Consider the following 15,801-nt stretch of genomic DNA (forward strand, 5'->3'; position numbering starts at 1 on the left):
TAAATTCTACACTAAAACTGAAATTTCCTCCAGTCGTATATTTGTTTTTTTAGCTATATTACGTTGGTATGGGGCAGATTGTCGCTTAATGTTGCGTTGACGACACATTTACTTAACGATATACTTCGTCTTAGGGGTTCAAGGGAACTCGTTCTCTTATGTTTAGGAGGTATTTAGCAATGTTGGAATTGACAGATTTCCCAGTTCAAGTGAAAATATCGGTTGCCTGGGGAGATATGGACGCCAATGGTCATATCAATAATATCTTTTATTTGCGATATTTCGAAACTGCTCGGATTCAATATTTTCAAGAAATCGGGTTAATTGATTTAAAAGCTCAGACGGGTGTAGGTGCGATAATTGCTCAAACTACATGTAAGTATCACAAGCCGATTAAGTTTCCTGATCAAATAGTCGTGGGTACGAAAGTCAAGTCCATGGGCAAATCAAGCTTTGTCATGGAGTACCTCATTGTTAGTGAAAAATTGGGAGTAGTGGCCTCTGGGGAAGCGGTAACAGTGATGTATAACTACAATATATCCCAAAAAGTAGAATTACCCTCGTTCATTAAAGCAGCGATTGAAAAAATCGAAAAGGGTAACTCTTTGATCTAAACTGGCTTTTTGTTTCCTAGAATGATGTTTGGATTTTGCAAAGATGTGAACTAAACGCTGTTTAACCCCAGAGAGGGTTCGGGGGGGATTGTATGGATAAATATGTAATAGAAGGCTTAAAAGACAAGCTGCCCGTCGTACCAGGTCTTAATGGAAAAGAAGAATATTTCAATTTTGCGGTCTTAGTGCTACTTATGTATGTGAACGAAGAATATCATTTTATATTTGAAAAAAGAGCTGCAAATATTAGGCAACCTGGTGAAATTTGCTTTCCTGGCGGAAAATTCGAGCCTGCTATAGATACTAGTTTACGGGACACAGCCATCAGAGAAACAGTAGAGGAGTTAGGAGTTTCCTCTGAAAAGATTCAAATAATTGGTAATCTCGATACCGTTGTTTCGACAATGGGTGCAACTGCCGACGCATTTCTTGGCATTCTTGAGTTAAGGAATTTGGACGATTTACAAATAAACTTGCAAGAAGTTGAAAAGGTTTTTATGGTTCCAGTCTCATACTTTGAGGCCAATGAACCAGAAGTGTATCAGGTAAACATGATTGCTCATCCTTCATACTTTAATCAGGCTGGTGAAGAAGTCACTATTTTTCCAGCGCGAGAATTAGGATTACCGGACCGCTATACCAAACCATGGGGCAATGTTTTGAGTAATGTTTTTGTCTATAGGGTTGAGGAAGTCATAATATGGGGTATGACGGCAAGATTAATTAAAGATGTCGTTGCTAAATTAAAGAGCTTATAGGGTACTTATATGTGTAAATTTTAAAATGATTGATATCTCGGAGTGTCCTTGAAGTAGTGTTACTCGAAATATAGTGTTAAGAAAGTGCTGAAAGCCGTGTCTAAATATGACTAGGCTATCAAGCACTTTCTTTAGTAAATATCTTCTCTCCGCTGCTTCCAGACCGGAAGAGCCTCTCTAACTTCTTCAACTTGAGTCAAATCAATTTCAACCAGCAGTATTCCTGGCTTTTCGTCAAGCTGTGACAGTACCTGTCCCCACGGATTGACGACCAAGGAGTGGCCATAGGCCACATAGGAAGACTGAGGATCGCGGGCGGGAGAAGCACCCAACATGAAGACTTGGTTATCTAAGGCGCGGCTGCGGAATAACAATTCCCAGTGGAGCGGACCAGTGGTCAAATTAAAAGCTGCTGGGACAACTACTAGGCGGGCACCGTCCTTAGCCACTTTTCGGGTTAGTTCTGGGAAACGAATATCATAGCAAATTTCTAGACCGATTTTGCCCCACGGTGTATCAAATAGAGTGGCAGTATTACCTGGGGACAGCACAAGAGATTCAGTGAACTCTATCCCATTTTTGACTCGGACATCAAACAAGTGGACTTTGCGGTGTCGGGCAATAATCTCTCCTTGAGGGTTGAATACGACACTTGTATTGTAAAGTAATTCACCTGATAGTTCCGGAATCGAACCACCCACGAGAAAAAGACCATGGGTGCGTGCTAGTTTGCCGAGGAGGTTTGTCGTTTCCCCAGAAGGGATTTCCTCAGCGTAGTCTTGAAAGCAATGGATATCGTAGGGGCAATTAAACATTTCTGGCAAGACTACCAGCTGTGCTCCTCCTGAAGCAGCCTCCTGAATTTTCCCCGCAGCTTGCTTGAGATTCGCTTGCTTATCAGCTGTAATCAGCATTTGACATAATGCGATCTTGAGAGTTGTCACTGAAATAATGCCCCCTTTAAATCCAATCGGGAGACTCCCCCTTCGCCGCAAATTGTTCCATTTGGATATGCGGTTCGGTGATAGAATATCCTCGAGTTTACTCTTGGTAAGTTTTTACAGACGGTGTGATAACAATGCTTTATTCAATATATTATGAAGCTTTTCGGTCTCCTGCGCAAGAGAGACAGGCAGGATATTTACAACAGACAGCGAAATAATATATTGTTATATAGTTCGACAAATTTTGTTGAACGAAGGAATGAAGGAATCACACTGAAGGAGGAAACTATTTTGAGGTCAGAGGTTATTCAGAAGCTAAGTGACATTGTTGGCAAAGACAACATATATACCTCCTTAGAGGATCTATATTGTTATACGTATGACGCTTCGTTTGTCAAGGCGGATCTTAAGAAGGATCTAGCGGGAGTTGCAGTGTATCCGGGTAACACTGAAGAAGTAGCGCAGATTCTTAAGCTGGCAAATCGAGAGAGGATTCCGGTCGTTCCACGGGGCGCAGGGTCAAATGTCAGTGGAGGATCTATTTCTGTAGGGGATTGCATTATCTTAGTTCTGAAGAGAATGAACAAAATACTAGAACTTGACCCGAAAAATTTGATTGCTGTAGTGGAATCTGGTGTGATCACTAGTCAATTACAAAGCGAAGTCGAACGCCTAGGTTTATTTTATCCTCCAGATCCTGCCAGTCAAGCTTTTTCAACGATGGGAGGAAATGTGGCCGAATGTGCAGGAGGGCCGCGTGGCGTGAAATATGGAGTAACTCGAGACTACGTTATAGGGCTTGAGGTAGTGCTTCCTAGTGGAGAAGTAATGAATACCGGAGGAAGAACGATCAAGAACGTAACGGGTTACGATATGACCAAGTTATTCACCGGTTCAGAAGGAACTTTGTGTGTGATCACTAAGATTATTGTCAAACTTATCCCTTTACCGGAAGCGAAGAGCACCATGATGGCGGTTTTCTCTGAGATCGAACAAGCGTGTGAGACGGTTTCTGAAATCATTGCAGTTGGTTTAGTTCCTTGTGCATTAGAATTGTTGGATAATATTTATATTAGAAACATTGAAGAATATGCTAAGGTTGGGTTACCTACGGATGCGGGCGCTGTGCTCTTAATAGAAGTTGATGGGGATGCGGAGATTTTAGGGAAGCAGATCGGAAAGATAGAGCAAATCTGCAGGCGGCTAGGAGCTGTTCAGATTAGAGTTGCCAAGACAAAAGAAGAAGCCGAAGAACTATGGCGTGCACGTCGCTCGGCCTTTGCAGCTGTGTCGAGGGTAAAGCCGACTATTATTGGTGAGGATGCGACCGTTCCCAGGAGCAGCATTCCAGTTGCCGTGAGGCGTATTCAGGAAATTGCCGCTAAGTATAACATTATCATCGCCATACTCGGACATGCCGGAGATGGCAACTTGCATGCCACGATCCTTACTGATGAAATGAATTTAGAGGAGATGGCGAGGGTAGAAAAGGCCATCGACGAGATTTTTATCGCTACAGTGGAACTGGGTGGATCTTTAAGCGGTGAGCATGGTATCGGTCGGGCGAAATCCAAGTTTATTACCTTACAGATCGGGGATGTTGGTCTGGAAGTCCAACATCAAATTAAAAAGGCCCTTGACCCTAATAATATTCTAAACCCCGGCGTAATGTTTGGAGCGTGATGAGATGGAACGTTCATTTAAGTCTTGGGAGAAAGAAGTCATTCGCTGCATTCGCTGTGGTGCCTGTCAAAATGTTTGTCCAGTCTTTAAAGAATTGCAGGCAGAATCTACGGTTGCCAGAGGACGAGTTAAGTTGATTCGCGGAGTTATTGATCATGAATTAGAGCTGACGGAAGGCTTTATTGACAAAATGTCTTTGTGTTTGATGTGTAAGGCTTGCGTCGTTAACTGTCCGAGTGGAGTGAAAGTCGATAAGTTGGTAGAAGCAGCCCGCAAGGAAATCACAGAGAAGAAAGGACTTTCTCTGCTTAAGAACTTAATCTTTCGTTTGGTTCTAAAAAACCGTTGGGTTTTCAACACGTGTTTGCGAACGGGAAGTGTATTTCAAGGCTTAGTCTTCCGTAAAGGGCCTAACGGGCAAGGCATGTTACCGAGAATGTCATTAGGGATTGACAAGAGAAGACTTCTTTCTCCTCTTGCCCCAAAACCATTTAAATCGATGTATTCAGAAGTCGCCAAAGTCCCAGCAGCAACCAGGCGGGTCGCCTTTTTTACAGGGTGTATGATCAACTACATTTATACGGATACTGGTCGGGCCGTCATTAACGTCCTTAAACGCAATGGGGTAGAGGTTGTCATTCCGGCACTCCAAAACTGTTGTGGTACCCCTGTTCGGATTAATGGGGACTATGAAACGGCTAAAGTGATGGCGAGGGCCAATATCGATGTCTTCCTGAAGGAAGAGGTTGATGCTGTCGTGGTGGCCTGTGGCACGTGTGGTTTAAGTCTGAAGGAAGAGTATGCAGAGTTACTTGAGGATGATCCGATCTATGCAGAAAAAGCCAAGAAGCTTGGGGGTATGGTCAAGGATTTCACAGAACTGGTGCTTTCTTTGGAGGGGTTTAGGGACAAAATGGGTTGTTTGCCAATCAAGGTTACTTACCACGATCCTTGTCACCTTGTTCGAGGGTTAAAGGTCAGAGAACAACCCAGACAGATTATTAGAAGTATCCCAGGAATTGACTTTAAAGAAATGAATAAACCGGATACCTGCTGTGGTAGTGGGGGTTCCTTCAGTTTGTATCACTATGAACTTTCGACCAAAATCAATGACCATAAAGTTGAGGATATTAATCAAACGGGTGCAGACGTGTTGGTGACAGGGTGTTCTGCCTGTCGAATGCACATCGCGGACGGCTTGAACCGCCAGGCTGAGCATCCTGTACAGGTGATGCATACCGCTCAACTTTTGGAGATGTCTTATGAAGCCAAGGAATTCAAGGAAGAAAAGGACACTAAGTGGAATAAGAAATACAAGGGAAATCAAGAAAATATGCTAAAAGATCTTGTAGAGATAGAGCCGGAGGGAGTAAAGGATGAATAATTATGACCTTGCCTATGGAAAAGAAAAGTTGTCCTTTAGTCTTCCTGATTCGCTGAACGTTAAGGAGATTGAAGCAAAAGCCAGTCAGCCGATTTTGGATGTAGACCAGGCGATCCTCGACGCCCTGGCGCACCCTATTGGAACGACACCACTTGTTGAGCTGGTAAAACCAGGGGATAAAGTAGTCGTTGTCGTTAGTGACATTACTCGATTGTGGGTACGCGCAGATATTCTTTTGCCAATCTTGCTGGATGTATTAAATGGGGCCGGAGTACCAGATCAGGACATTTCTATTGTCACGGCGACCGGCGATCATCGATTGCAGACGCTAGAAGAACATACTGCAATTTGTGGGGCAAGGGTCTTGGCAAGGGTCCCCATTTTCGATCATGAGTGTCGAGCCGTGGACTTAGTGGATTTGGGTAAATCCTCAATGGGGACACCCATTCTTGTCAATCGCCGAGTATGGGAAGCGGACAAAGTGATTCTGACCGGTGGAATTGCCTATCATTTGCTTGCAGGCTTTGGGGGTGGCCGTAAGTCCATAGCCCCGGGGGTCTGTGGCTACGAAATGATCCAGCAAAATCATGCCTTGGCACTTCTTGGCGGTGGCCCCACGGGTCTTAATCCAAACATAGAGACCGGAAAAATGGATGGCAACCCGGTTGCCGAGGATATGTTAGAAATTGCTCGTACAGTAGGTGTGGATTTCATACTTAACGTCGTTGTTAACGAGAAAAAAGAATTTATCTATCTTGCAGCGGGTGACTTACAGCAGGCTCATCTAGAGGGCTGTCGGGTTACCGAAGAAGTCTTTGGCATTGAAATCGGAGCAAAAGCGGAGTTAGTCATCGTTTCAAGCGGTGGGTATCCTAAAGATACTCAGCTTTACCAGACAATTAAAGCCTTGGACAATGCTTCTTATGCGGTGCAAGAAGGTGGAGTTATTATCCTAGTCAGTGAATGCTCAGAGGGGGGAGGTTCACAACCTTTTTTGGAGTTTTTTAATCATGGCGAGGTAGAGGAGATGAACACTAGGCTTCATGCTGATTTTACTATGCCTGGGTTCATAAGCTTGAAAACAGCGAATATCTGTCAGAAGACGCCCGTCATTTTGATCAGTTCCTTATCCGAGGAGATGGTTAAACGGGTCAAGATGATTCCTGCTAATAGTCCTTCAGAAGCCTTGCAGTTAGCTAGTCAAATCCTTGGACGTCAACCGGAATCCGTCTATATCATGCCACACGGTGGAAGCACTTTTCCGATCTTGGGTTAGTTGTGATAGACGAAGTCTCGATGTTTAACTTTAGTTAGACGAGTTCCCTGGCAACTAATCTTATAGAGAAGCTATCGGAATTTATGTAATTTTTAGAAGCATTGAGTAATTCTATAGCATAGTTTAAGCCAGCACTAAGTGCTGGCTTTTGGCATTTAATATTTCTAGTTAAACCAATAAATATTTTGAGCGAACGTCTTCATTTTCGGCTAATTCCTCAACGGTTCCTTCAAAACGAACCTGTCCCCTTTCAAGGACATAACATCGATTGGCTAATTTTAAGGCGGATTTGAGATTTTGCTCTGCCAAGAGAATCGATATTCCAGTTGAACAAAGCTCGAGAATTTGCTCTTCCAATTCTCGAACGATTAACGGCGCCAGTCCCTCAGTCGGCTCATCCAGAATAAGAAGCTCAGGATTTCCCAGCAGAGCCCTAGCAATACTTAACATTTGCTGTTCCCCTCCGCTTAAGTTCCCGCCCCTGCGATTCTCTACTCTTTTCAGGACCGGAAATAGCCCGTGAACTTTATCTAAATCCCAAGCACCTGATTTGATGCCTGCTGCAATCTCGAGATTCTCACGCACAGACAAGTCTGCGAAGATCCTGCGGTTATCAGGAACAAAGCTAAGTCCTAATTTAACCATGCGGTTGGTGGCAGTCTTAGTAATTTCCTGGCCCTTAAAATAGATTTGTCCGCTTTTTGGCGGCGTAAGTCCAATAATGCTTCTGAGTGTTGTTGTCTTGCCAACCCCATTACGACCAAGCAGGCAGACGACTTCGCCTTTACTTACCTGTAAGGATAAACCAAATAAGATATGGCTTAACCCGTAATAGGTATGAATATCTCTAACGTCTAACATCATTCTGTTCCCCCAAATAGGCATTTTGAACCGACTTATTGTTTCTAATGTCTTCAGGAAGGCCTTGAGCAATGGTTTTTCCCTGGTGAAGCACCATTATTTTTTGCGCAACATCAAAGACTAATTCCATATCATGCTCAGTTATCAAAATAGTAAGACCCTTTTCCTGAGATAAGTGCTTAATAAGATTGACAATTTTACGAGTTTCTTCTGACGACATTCCCGCAGTGGGCTCATCTAAGAGAAGAAGTTCGGGTTTGCTTCCCAGAGCAATTGCAATTTCCAGGACTTTTTGATCCCCATAGGATAGAGCGCTACACGAACGATCTTTGAAGTCTAACAGTCCAAAGCTTTCCAGTACCTCCAAAGTCTCTGGGATAAGCAGTTTTCTAGAGGGAGTGAAATAATTACGATCCAAGCGATGTTTGGCAAGGACAGACGTTTGCACGTTTTCAAAAACCGTCAGACTTGAGAAGATATTGATTAACTGAAAGGATCTCGCCATTCCTTTGTGGCAGATCTTATACGGAGCCAAGTTCGTAATTTCTTCACGTTGAAATCGGATATGGCCGGAATCCGCCTGGAGGTGACCGGTTATTAAATTGAATAACGTGGATTTTCCTGCGCCATTGGGACCAATGACCGCCACGACTTCTCCTTTCGGAACCGAAAGGTTAGCATCTGCGATGGCCTGAAATCCATCGAATGCTTTCCTAAGCTTTTCAACCTGAAGCATGTTAATTCTCTCCTCTCATACTTCGTCGTTTGCCATGGATTTCCATTAAAACCCCTAGAATACCTTGAGGCAAGAACAGTACGAGGATCAGTAACAGCAGACCAAGGACGAGAAGCCAGTATTCTGTGTAAAGACCAACAACCATCGACAAAAGCACTAAAATGCCTGCTCCTAACGTCGGTCCCATAAAGACAGTTAGTCCCCCCATCAAACACATGATCAGGATTTCTGCCGATTTGTTCCAAAATAATAGGGAGGGGGCTACAGAGCGTTCAACTAAGACAAAGAGCACACCCGCAATGCCTGCGAAGAATCCAGCAATCACAAAGGCAATCAAGCGGTGTCTTTTGACATTGATTCCGACACTTTCAGAGCGCACGGGGTTGTCGCGAGTAGCTAGTAACGTAAGACCGAACGGAGATTTACTGATCACATAGAGCATTACGAGAGAGGCAATTAAGACCAAAAGAGTCGTATAATAGACTGAATTTATGGAGGTTAGGAATTCTGGAACGGGTATCGCATGAATCCCATTGTCACCATTGGTCAGAGCATTCCAGCGGTAGACAATGGCCCAAACCAACTGTCCCAAAGCGAGAGTAAGCATACCAAAATATAGGCCTCTTAAACGGACGCAAAACCATCCGATTACTAAGGCGATCAGTGCAGCAAATAAGGGGGCTAGTAAGACCGCAGCTGCAAAGGGCCAAGAGGTTTTGGTCATCACGATTGCTACCGTATAAGCGCCTACCCCGAAAAAGACACCGTGGTGTAAATGCAGAAGTCCTCCGTAACCAAGTATAAGGTTCAAACTAGAAGCGAGTAAAGCAGTTGTAAAAACGGTCGCTAGCAAGTAGACATAGTATTGGGTGAGTATATTTGGAACCATCAGAAGAATTAGGATTCCCGCTAGCGCTAAACCCAGACCTAGATAGGTGCTGAAGGTTCCTTTTGAATTCTTTATTGAGCTCATATCATTCGTGGACATATCTGTGTTCCTTTCTCTACCAGGCAGATTTTAGTAAACCAGAGGGGCGTACAATAAGGAGGACACCAGCTATCATATAAGGGATTATAATGGCAATGCCTGGAATGAATAAAATCCCAAAGGCCTCCCCAACTCCCATAATAATAGAACTAATGAGTGCGCCCCAGATGTTCCCTAGGCCACCGATCACCACAATCAAGAAAGCATAAATGATAATGCTAGCATCCATTCCCATCGAGATCGTGGTGGTTGGTGCAATCAAAGCCCCTCCCAACCCAGCAAGCCACCCACCCAGTGCGAAAACCATCGCAAATACTCGAGTGCTGTTAATTCCTAAAACATCTACCATTTCGCGGTCGGTAGCCGTTGCGCGGCAAATTTTGCCAAGATGAGTTTTTGATAAGAACAACCATAAACCAAATGCAACGACAGGTCCAATGATCAGAAGGAAAGCATTATACCACGGTAAGGATGCTCCCCATAGATTAAAGGAACCCCTTAAAACACCTGGGATATCCATCGACTTATATTCTGTTCCCCAAATTATTTTAACGAGATCTCCAGCGATAAGCACTAGGGAATACGTCAAGAGCATCTGTATCAAATGATCTCGGTTATAGATAAATCTAAGCAATCCACGCTCGATTACCAGACTAACGAGCATCACTGCGATAGGAGCAACCAGTAGGGCTAACCAAAAACCATAAGGACCTTGCCCGAAAAGAGTTGAGACTGAATAAGCGATAAATGCGCCTAACATATAAAGTGCTCCGTGAGCGAAATTCGTGATTCTTAAGACCCCAAAGATGAGCGTGAGTCCCGCAGAGACGATAAAGAAAATCATTCCTCTGCTTAGTCCTATCAGAAACTGACTTGCGATTGTGGCAAAATCCATGGGTAATCTCCCCTGTCATAATGATTTAAAAGAAAACTCAGCTAGCGTCTTAGTTGCACTGATGCTGGGCATGGATGGCTATAGGCATCCATGCCCAGAAGGACCTTCCAGAAAGTATATACTTTCTGACTAGTAAGCTTAAATGGGCGGTACCTAGCAGGACCGCCCAATAATCGTTTCACGTAATCCTTATAACTGATTAAACCCTATACTATTTTGAACGAGCTTTTAGGATTGAATCAATTGAGGGCATAATTTCTTCAGGACTAAGTGTGTGAAGGTCTTTAGCTGTAAAGACCCCATTTACTTTGGCAACAACGCCATAGGACATGGGAATTGCCACCTGATGATCTTCTTTACGTAGGGTTGCTTTGCCGACTGGAGAATCAATCGTTAATCCTTCCATGGCGTCAATAATCTTTTCCTTGTCGGTACTTCCAGCCTTTTCAATCGCTTCACCGAGGAATTTACCTCCCAGGTAACCATACAAGGCAAACGCAGCAGGTTCGCGATTATATTCCTTCTTAAAGGCTTCAACAAAGGCCTTGTTTTCAGCAGTATCAGGATAATCAAACAAATATGGATTAGTACCCATGACACCCTCTGGTGCTTGATCTCCCAAAGGTCGTAGGGTAGCGGGGTCGTAACTGGTATGTGCCCAAACTGGTATCTCCTGAATTAAGCCAGTTGCTTTGACGGCTTTCATAAAGGCGACCATGTCTGCGCCCCCTGTACCAACTACTAGCACGTCAGGTTTAGCACTGCGAATAGCGTTGATGTATGGGGTGAAATCGGTTTCCCCAACACGCCACCAGGATTCTTCCACTTTTACAACGTCCGGTTTAAGGGTTGTTAGATTGGACCATAGGTTATTGATTACAGAGTGACCATATTCATAATCACTCCCGGCTAACCATATTTTTTTATAGCTCGTCTTGGAGAGCTGGACAGCACCTGCTTTACCGATGATCGCAGTATTGGGCAAGGTGCTAAAGACATAGCGATGACCCGCTTCTCCTGTGATCTTGTCACTCATTCCGCCCCAGACTATGAAGGGCACTTTACTCTCTTTGGCATATTGCGAAACAGCTAGAGAGCCTGCACTATTCGTAGTTCCGGCGAGAAAATCAACTTGTTCACGCATCACGAGTTCTTTAGCCCAGCTTGTTGATTTGTCTGGTTTGAATTCGTCGTCACGAGTGACGAATTCAATCTTTGGACCACCTTTATCCGTAAATTCTTTAACAGCCAATTTAAAGCCATCTAAAGAGTCCTTAGCATACACAGCTGCACCGCCAGTATACGTATCTACAATTCCAACTTTAATGGGTTTTGTCTCTTTCTTAGCGACTGGACTGCTTCCGCACCCAGAAACTATTAATGCTGTAATCAGGAGCATTGATCCCAACTGAATTAAACTTGGTGATTTTTTCTTGCTGACCATCCTAACCATACTACTTCCTCCTCAATTTTTGCTTTGTTTAGTACAAGTATAGCTGTTGTTCTTCTTATAAATGTTCCCTGTCTATCCAACGTTTCTCTCCGTTCTACCATACTTCCTTTCTCTGGAATTATTGTTTATAGTGTCAATTCTCAATAATTGTTCTGCAAGGATCCTGCATTACACTTAAGAGAATATGTTAGAATTATAACAGGTGTATTTATAACAGACAATAGTTTTTTAATGTGTATTAAGACAATGTTTTATAGTTATGGTATAAATATTCCTTTGTTAAGGGTATTCATTTTACGGCTATCCGAAAGTATGGTAGCATTAAGACTGTAGGGGGAATATAAATGTTAACATTAACCTTAAAAACGGAATTTGTGAAGTTTATAAGAGAGAAGTTCCTTGGCAAGAACTTATATAGTATAGACGTTCTTAGTGTCATCGAAGGAATTGTAGATTTTGGCGTTGTAGAAAATGTCGACTTTGCCGATGATAAGGTTTCAATTTGGGGGGTCGACTCGAGAGTGTTTTGGATCAATTTAAATGAGATTATAAAAGTTGATTTTGATCCATCTGAGGCAGATGTATGCTTGCAGATCGAAGCTAAGAATAAAGTTGAAGTGCGCTTTATGGTCGAATAGTAAGATATCCCTCCCCTTTATAGAAATGGGAGTCTCACGACTGGATGAAATAGTTCTGCAATAAGGATACGAAAAAGGCTGGAGGCTTAAATGCTCCAGCCTTTTCGTTATAAACTGAAATTTCCGACATGGAAATAGAGGAAAATCATAGATTTCGGCGAATTCCCTAAATGAATAACTATTCATTTAGGGAATTTTCCTAAAGAAAGGCGGGAAGTTAATGAATTGGGAGACTCTTAAACTTGACATTATGGACACTGGGGTGTCAGTGCTTACGTTTAATCGCCCAGATACGATGAATTCTGTCAATGACCAGTTTTGTTTCGATGTTCAGGCAGTATGTAAGGTAATCAGTGAAAATGATGCAGTTAAGGTCATAGTCATTACTGGAGCCGGTAAGGGCTGGTCTAGTGGGGGCGATATTTCTATGTTAGCTTCTATAGAAGATCCCATTAGTGCCAAGGCTACTTATGATGCAGCCGGCGAGTTAGTAAAGGCTATCTATGAACTGAAAAAGCCAGTTATAGCGGCACTTAATGGAGTGGTAGCAGGCGCTTCAATAGCTGCCTGTTTGGCCTGTGACTTGATAATTGCTTCAGAAAAAGCTCGCATGGGATTTACCTTCATGCAGTTGGCATTTTGCCCAGATAGTGGTACATCCCACTTTTTGATTCAGAAGGTGGGCTATCACAAGGCTCTGGAGTTACTGTGGTTTGGTAAAATCCTTAATGCTGAGGAAGCAGAAAAACTGGGTTTACTAAATAAGGTAGTGCCTCATGAGGAGTGTCTGCCTGAGGCGATCAGATGGGCAGAAAAATTAGCTCAGCAGCCGTTAATGACAGTGGGACTCGATAAAAAGTTATTGCGCGAGGCAGCAAAGAATAATTTCTATCAGCAGACTGAGTTAGAGGCAATGTATCAGGTACTGGCCTGGTCCTCAGATGATTTCAAAGAAGGCTGTGAGGCATTTGCCGAAAAACGCAGACCGGTATTTAAGAATCGCTAAAACCTGCTCTTAATTAAGAAGTCATGTTCTGAGAAAAGCTAAAATCTAATAAATCTATTGATGTCTTGATTATAAACAAGGGGAGTAGCGAAACTTTGGTTTCGCTACTCCCCTAACTATCTAGATAATTCAGTGGTAGAGGACAAGTTTATGACAATAATCATACTCTTCTATCTCATTTTGCCTAAACCAGTTTCAATGCGTTCTAATGCTTTTTGGATATTTTCTACCGAATTTGCATAGGAGAAACGAAGGTATCCTTCACCATAAGCGCCAAATGCAGTACCTCCTAAACAAGCAACTCCTGAATCGTTTAATAGATAGTCAGCGATCTCTTTACAGTCTTTGCCGAACGATTTTAGATTGGGGAATACGTAGAAAGACCCCTCGGGCAAGATACAGCTCACTCCCGGTATAGAGTTTAGGCCATTAACCATAATGTCGCGGCGCTTTTTAAATTCAGCAACCATAGTATCAACGTCATGTTGGGGTCCAGTGAGTGCCTCTTTGCCGGCCATTTGAGTAGAAGCCGAGGTGCAGGAATTAGAGTTGACCATAAGTTGAGCAATTTTAGCAGCTATTTCTGGATGCATTATCCCGTAGCCCAAGCGCCAACCAGTCATGGCATAGGTCTTAGAAAACCCATCTAAAATAATAGTCCAGTCCTTCATGCCGGGTAATGAGGCTATGGATAGCGGGTGCGTATCGCCATAAACGATACGATCATAGATTTCATCGGACAGAACGAGTATTTCTTTTCCTCTTACTAAGTCTGCAATTGCTTTGACGTCTTCATTCGTGAGCACTCCGCCAGTGGGATTGCCAGGGGAGTTAATAATGAGCATTTTAGTCTTGGGTGTAATCAACTTGGCTAGTTCATTTACGTCTAGTCGGAATTGATTTTCTTCACGCAAAGGGATAGGGACAGGCTTTCCGCCACAAAAACGAATCACAGATTCATAAATAGGAAAGCCTGGATTCGGATAAATTACTTCATCCCCAGGATTCACTGTTGCCATTATGGAAAAAAACATGATGGGTTTGCCGCCGGGGACGATAACGACTTCGTCGGCAGATGCATCAACATTTTTATGAGAGCGGATATATTGAGCGATCGTCTCCCTTACTTCAGGAATGCCAGGAGCGGCTGTATAGTGCGTATATCCGCTGTTTAGAGCGCGGCACGCAGCATCAATAATATTTTTGGGTGTATCGAAATCTGGTTCGCCAATTTCCAAATGGACTACATCTTTTCCTTGAGCCTCTAATTTTTTAGCTTTGGCTAAAACTTCAAAAGCAGTTTCGGTACCGAGCAAGGACATTCTATCTGCAAATATATGTTTCACTTAAACACTTCCTTCTATTTTCAAGTATGTCTTTAGTTTAACGAGTTCACTGATGTTTCAAATTGTTGAATAGTACTTGAAATTTACTTTTTGTACACCTCAGGGTTTAGACAATTGGGGGGGAGTTCTCCCCTCATGGCAGCTAAAATATTGGACACAGCAATTGTGCCCATTTTGGTGCGGGTATCGATTGTGGCACTGGCAATGTGAGGGCAGAGGATGGCATTGTCGAGTTCCATGAGCCCTGCTGTAAATTCTGGCTCGAATTCGTAGACATCAAGACCTGCTCCCCAAATTTCCTCTGATTGTAAAGCCTTCACCAGGGCTAATTCATCCACGACTGGGCCACGTGAAGTATTAATTAATATCGCAGTTTTTTTCATAAGTTTTAACTCTTTTTCACCTATCAAATGATATGTTTCCGGTAGAAGTGGAGTATGGATCGAAACAAAATCTGACTCTTGAAGAAGTGTTTCGAGGCTAACGTATTGACCTCCAGTTTCTTGTTCAAATTGGGGGCTTGCTGTTATGTCCGAATACAGAACCTTCATATCAAAGGCCTTTGCCCTTTTAGCAAACGATAATCCTATTCTTCCTGCGCCGATGACGCCAAGTGTTTTGCCCATAACGTCCTGCCCCAGAAAAAGCATCGGTCCCCAACCTTTATATTTCCCCATTCTTGTGTACTTATCGGATTCTACGACTCTCCGCGCTACAGAGAAAAGCAAAGCCCAAGTCATTTCAGCCGTGGTATCGGTAAGTACGCCCGGAGTGTTAGAGACCATAACGCCTCGTTCTGTTGCGGAAGGGATATCTATGTTGTTATAGCCGACAGCATAGTTTGCAAAGATTTTGGCCCCTTTAGCTGCATCCATTACCTCGGCATCTATAGGATCAGTCAGCAGACTCAACACGGCATCCCTGCCCTTGACTTTTTCCAAAAGCTGATTTTTTGTAAGAACTTGTCCCGTGCGATTGACTTCCATGTCGCAATGCTTTGCCAGCATGTCAAGCGCCAGCTCTGGAATTTCGTTAGTAACGTAAACGTTCCATCTAGTCATTTCTTACCTCCTGATCTATGATTTCTTTTGCATCATATACCAGTATTAATCCCAAATACAAGGCGTTTTATTACAGCCTTATTACCAAAGTTAATTGGGATCGCAGTTCAGCCATGATAGACGGACGGTTATTTTCTAGTTCTGAAAATAGAAGAAAA

General features: G+C 43.2%; 15 protein-coding genes. 7 read left to right on the top strand and 8 right to left on the bottom strand.

Annotated features, from left to right (window positions below; all coding sequences use genetic code 11):
- The first annotated feature begins 179 nt into the window (after positions 1-179).
- On the top strand, positions 180-614 hold the full coding sequence (locus E4K67_RS10810; RefSeq protein WP_199242512.1) for an acyl-CoA thioesterase: 435 nt from the start codon (positions 180-182) through the stop codon (positions 612-614).
- A gap of 92 nt (positions 615-706) precedes the next feature.
- Positions 707-1,372, top strand: a complete 666-nt coding sequence (locus E4K67_RS10815; protein WP_135546465.1) for an NUDIX hydrolase — start codon at positions 707-709, stop codon at positions 1,370-1,372.
- 131 nt (positions 1,373-1,503) lie between these two features.
- On the opposite strand, the gene E4K67_RS10820 is transcribed toward E4K67_RS10815, so the two are convergent.
- Entirely contained in the window at positions 1,504-2,316 is an 813-nt protein-coding gene (locus tag E4K67_RS10820) for a carbon-nitrogen hydrolase family protein (RefSeq protein ID WP_135546467.1), read from the bottom strand.
- A 291-nt stretch (positions 2,317-2,607) separates the two neighbouring features.
- Here E4K67_RS10820 and E4K67_RS10825 point away from each other — a divergent pair, with 291 nt between their 5' ends.
- From E4K67_RS10825 to larAH10, 3 genes are read left to right on the top strand one after another with little or no spacing between them, the layout of a single operon-like run.
- Positions 2,608-3,999 carry an FAD-binding oxidoreductase gene (locus E4K67_RS10825; protein WP_135546469.1) on the top strand — a complete coding sequence of 464 codons (1,392 nt, stop codon included), beginning with the start codon at positions 2,608-2,610 and terminating at the stop codon, positions 3,997-3,999.
- A 4-nt stretch (positions 4,000-4,003) separates the two neighbouring features.
- Positions 4,004-5,383 carry a (Fe-S)-binding protein gene (locus E4K67_RS10830; protein WP_135546471.1) on the top strand — a complete coding sequence of 460 codons (1,380 nt, stop codon included), beginning with the start codon at positions 4,004-4,006 and terminating at the stop codon, positions 5,381-5,383.
- Entirely contained in the window at positions 5,376-6,659 is a 1,284-nt protein-coding gene (gene larAH10 / locus E4K67_RS10835) for an NPN-dependent 2-hydroxyacid racemase, LarAH10 family (protein WP_135546473.1), read from the top strand. The genes E4K67_RS10830 and larAH10 overlap by 8 nt, the downstream gene beginning before the upstream one ends.
- Positions 6,660-6,827: 168 nt before the next feature.
- Here larAH10 and E4K67_RS10840 read toward each other — a convergent pair whose 3' ends face one another.
- The 5 genes from E4K67_RS10840 to E4K67_RS10860 form a co-directional block, all read right to left on the bottom strand.
- Positions 6,828-7,520: an ABC transporter ATP-binding protein gene (locus E4K67_RS10840; RefSeq protein WP_135546948.1), complete on the bottom strand. Its 693-nt coding sequence runs from the start codon at positions 7,518-7,520 to the stop codon at positions 6,828-6,830.
- Positions 7,507-8,256 (bottom strand): ABC transporter ATP-binding protein, encoded by a 750-nt coding sequence (locus tag E4K67_RS10845; protein ID WP_135546474.1) that lies wholly within the window; start codon positions 8,254-8,256, stop codon positions 7,507-7,509. Before E4K67_RS10845 ends, E4K67_RS10840 begins: the two co-directional genes overlap by 14 nt.
- A gap of 1 nt (position 8,257) precedes the next feature.
- The gene (locus E4K67_RS10850; protein WP_135546476.1) at positions 8,258-9,244 is read right to left on the bottom strand and encodes a branched-chain amino acid ABC transporter permease; all 987 of its coding nucleotides are present in this window, start codon (positions 9,242-9,244) and stop codon (positions 8,258-8,260) included.
- A 16-nt stretch (positions 9,245-9,260) separates the two neighbouring features.
- Positions 9,261-10,139 carry a branched-chain amino acid ABC transporter permease gene (locus tag E4K67_RS10855; protein ID WP_135546478.1) on the bottom strand — a complete coding sequence of 293 codons (879 nt, stop codon included), beginning with the start codon at positions 10,137-10,139 and terminating at the stop codon, positions 9,261-9,263.
- A 211-nt stretch (positions 10,140-10,350) separates the two neighbouring features.
- Complete coding sequence (locus E4K67_RS10860; RefSeq protein ID WP_135546480.1) at positions 10,351-11,592, bottom strand: ABC transporter substrate-binding protein; 1,242 nt, start codon at positions 11,590-11,592, stop codon at positions 10,351-10,353.
- A gap of 344 nt (positions 11,593-11,936) precedes the next feature.
- On the opposite strand from E4K67_RS10860, the gene E4K67_RS10865 reads away from it, so the two are divergent.
- Together E4K67_RS10865 and E4K67_RS10870 are read left to right on the top strand one after the other, a co-directional pair.
- A complete protein-coding gene (locus tag E4K67_RS10865; protein WP_135546482.1) occupies positions 11,937-12,230 on the top strand; it encodes a hypothetical protein in 294 nt (97 codons plus the stop codon).
- 220 nt (positions 12,231-12,450) lie between these two features.
- Positions 12,451-13,236: an enoyl-CoA hydratase/isomerase family protein gene (locus E4K67_RS10870; RefSeq protein ID WP_135546484.1), complete on the top strand. Its 786-nt coding sequence runs from the start codon at positions 12,451-12,453 to the stop codon at positions 13,234-13,236.
- Between the two features lie 170 nt (positions 13,237-13,406).
- On the opposite strand, the gene E4K67_RS10875 is transcribed toward E4K67_RS10870, so the two are convergent.
- Both E4K67_RS10875 and E4K67_RS10880 read right to left on the bottom strand, forming a co-directional pair.
- The gene (locus E4K67_RS10875; protein ID WP_135546486.1) at positions 13,407-14,582 is read right to left on the bottom strand and encodes a pyridoxal phosphate-dependent aminotransferase; all 1,176 of its coding nucleotides are present in this window, start codon (positions 14,580-14,582) and stop codon (positions 13,407-13,409) included.
- Positions 14,583-14,665: 83 nt separating this feature from the next.
- Positions 14,666-15,643 (bottom strand): 2-hydroxyacid dehydrogenase, encoded by a 978-nt coding sequence (locus E4K67_RS10880; RefSeq protein ID WP_135546488.1) that lies wholly within the window; start codon positions 15,641-15,643, stop codon positions 14,666-14,668.
- Between the last annotated feature and the right edge of the window lie 158 nt (positions 15,644-15,801).

The organism is Desulfosporosinus fructosivorans (assembly GCF_004766045.1).
GTDB classification, from domain to species: Bacteria; Bacillota; Desulfitobacteriia; order Desulfitobacteriales; family Desulfitobacteriaceae; genus Desulfosporosinus; species Desulfosporosinus fructosivorans.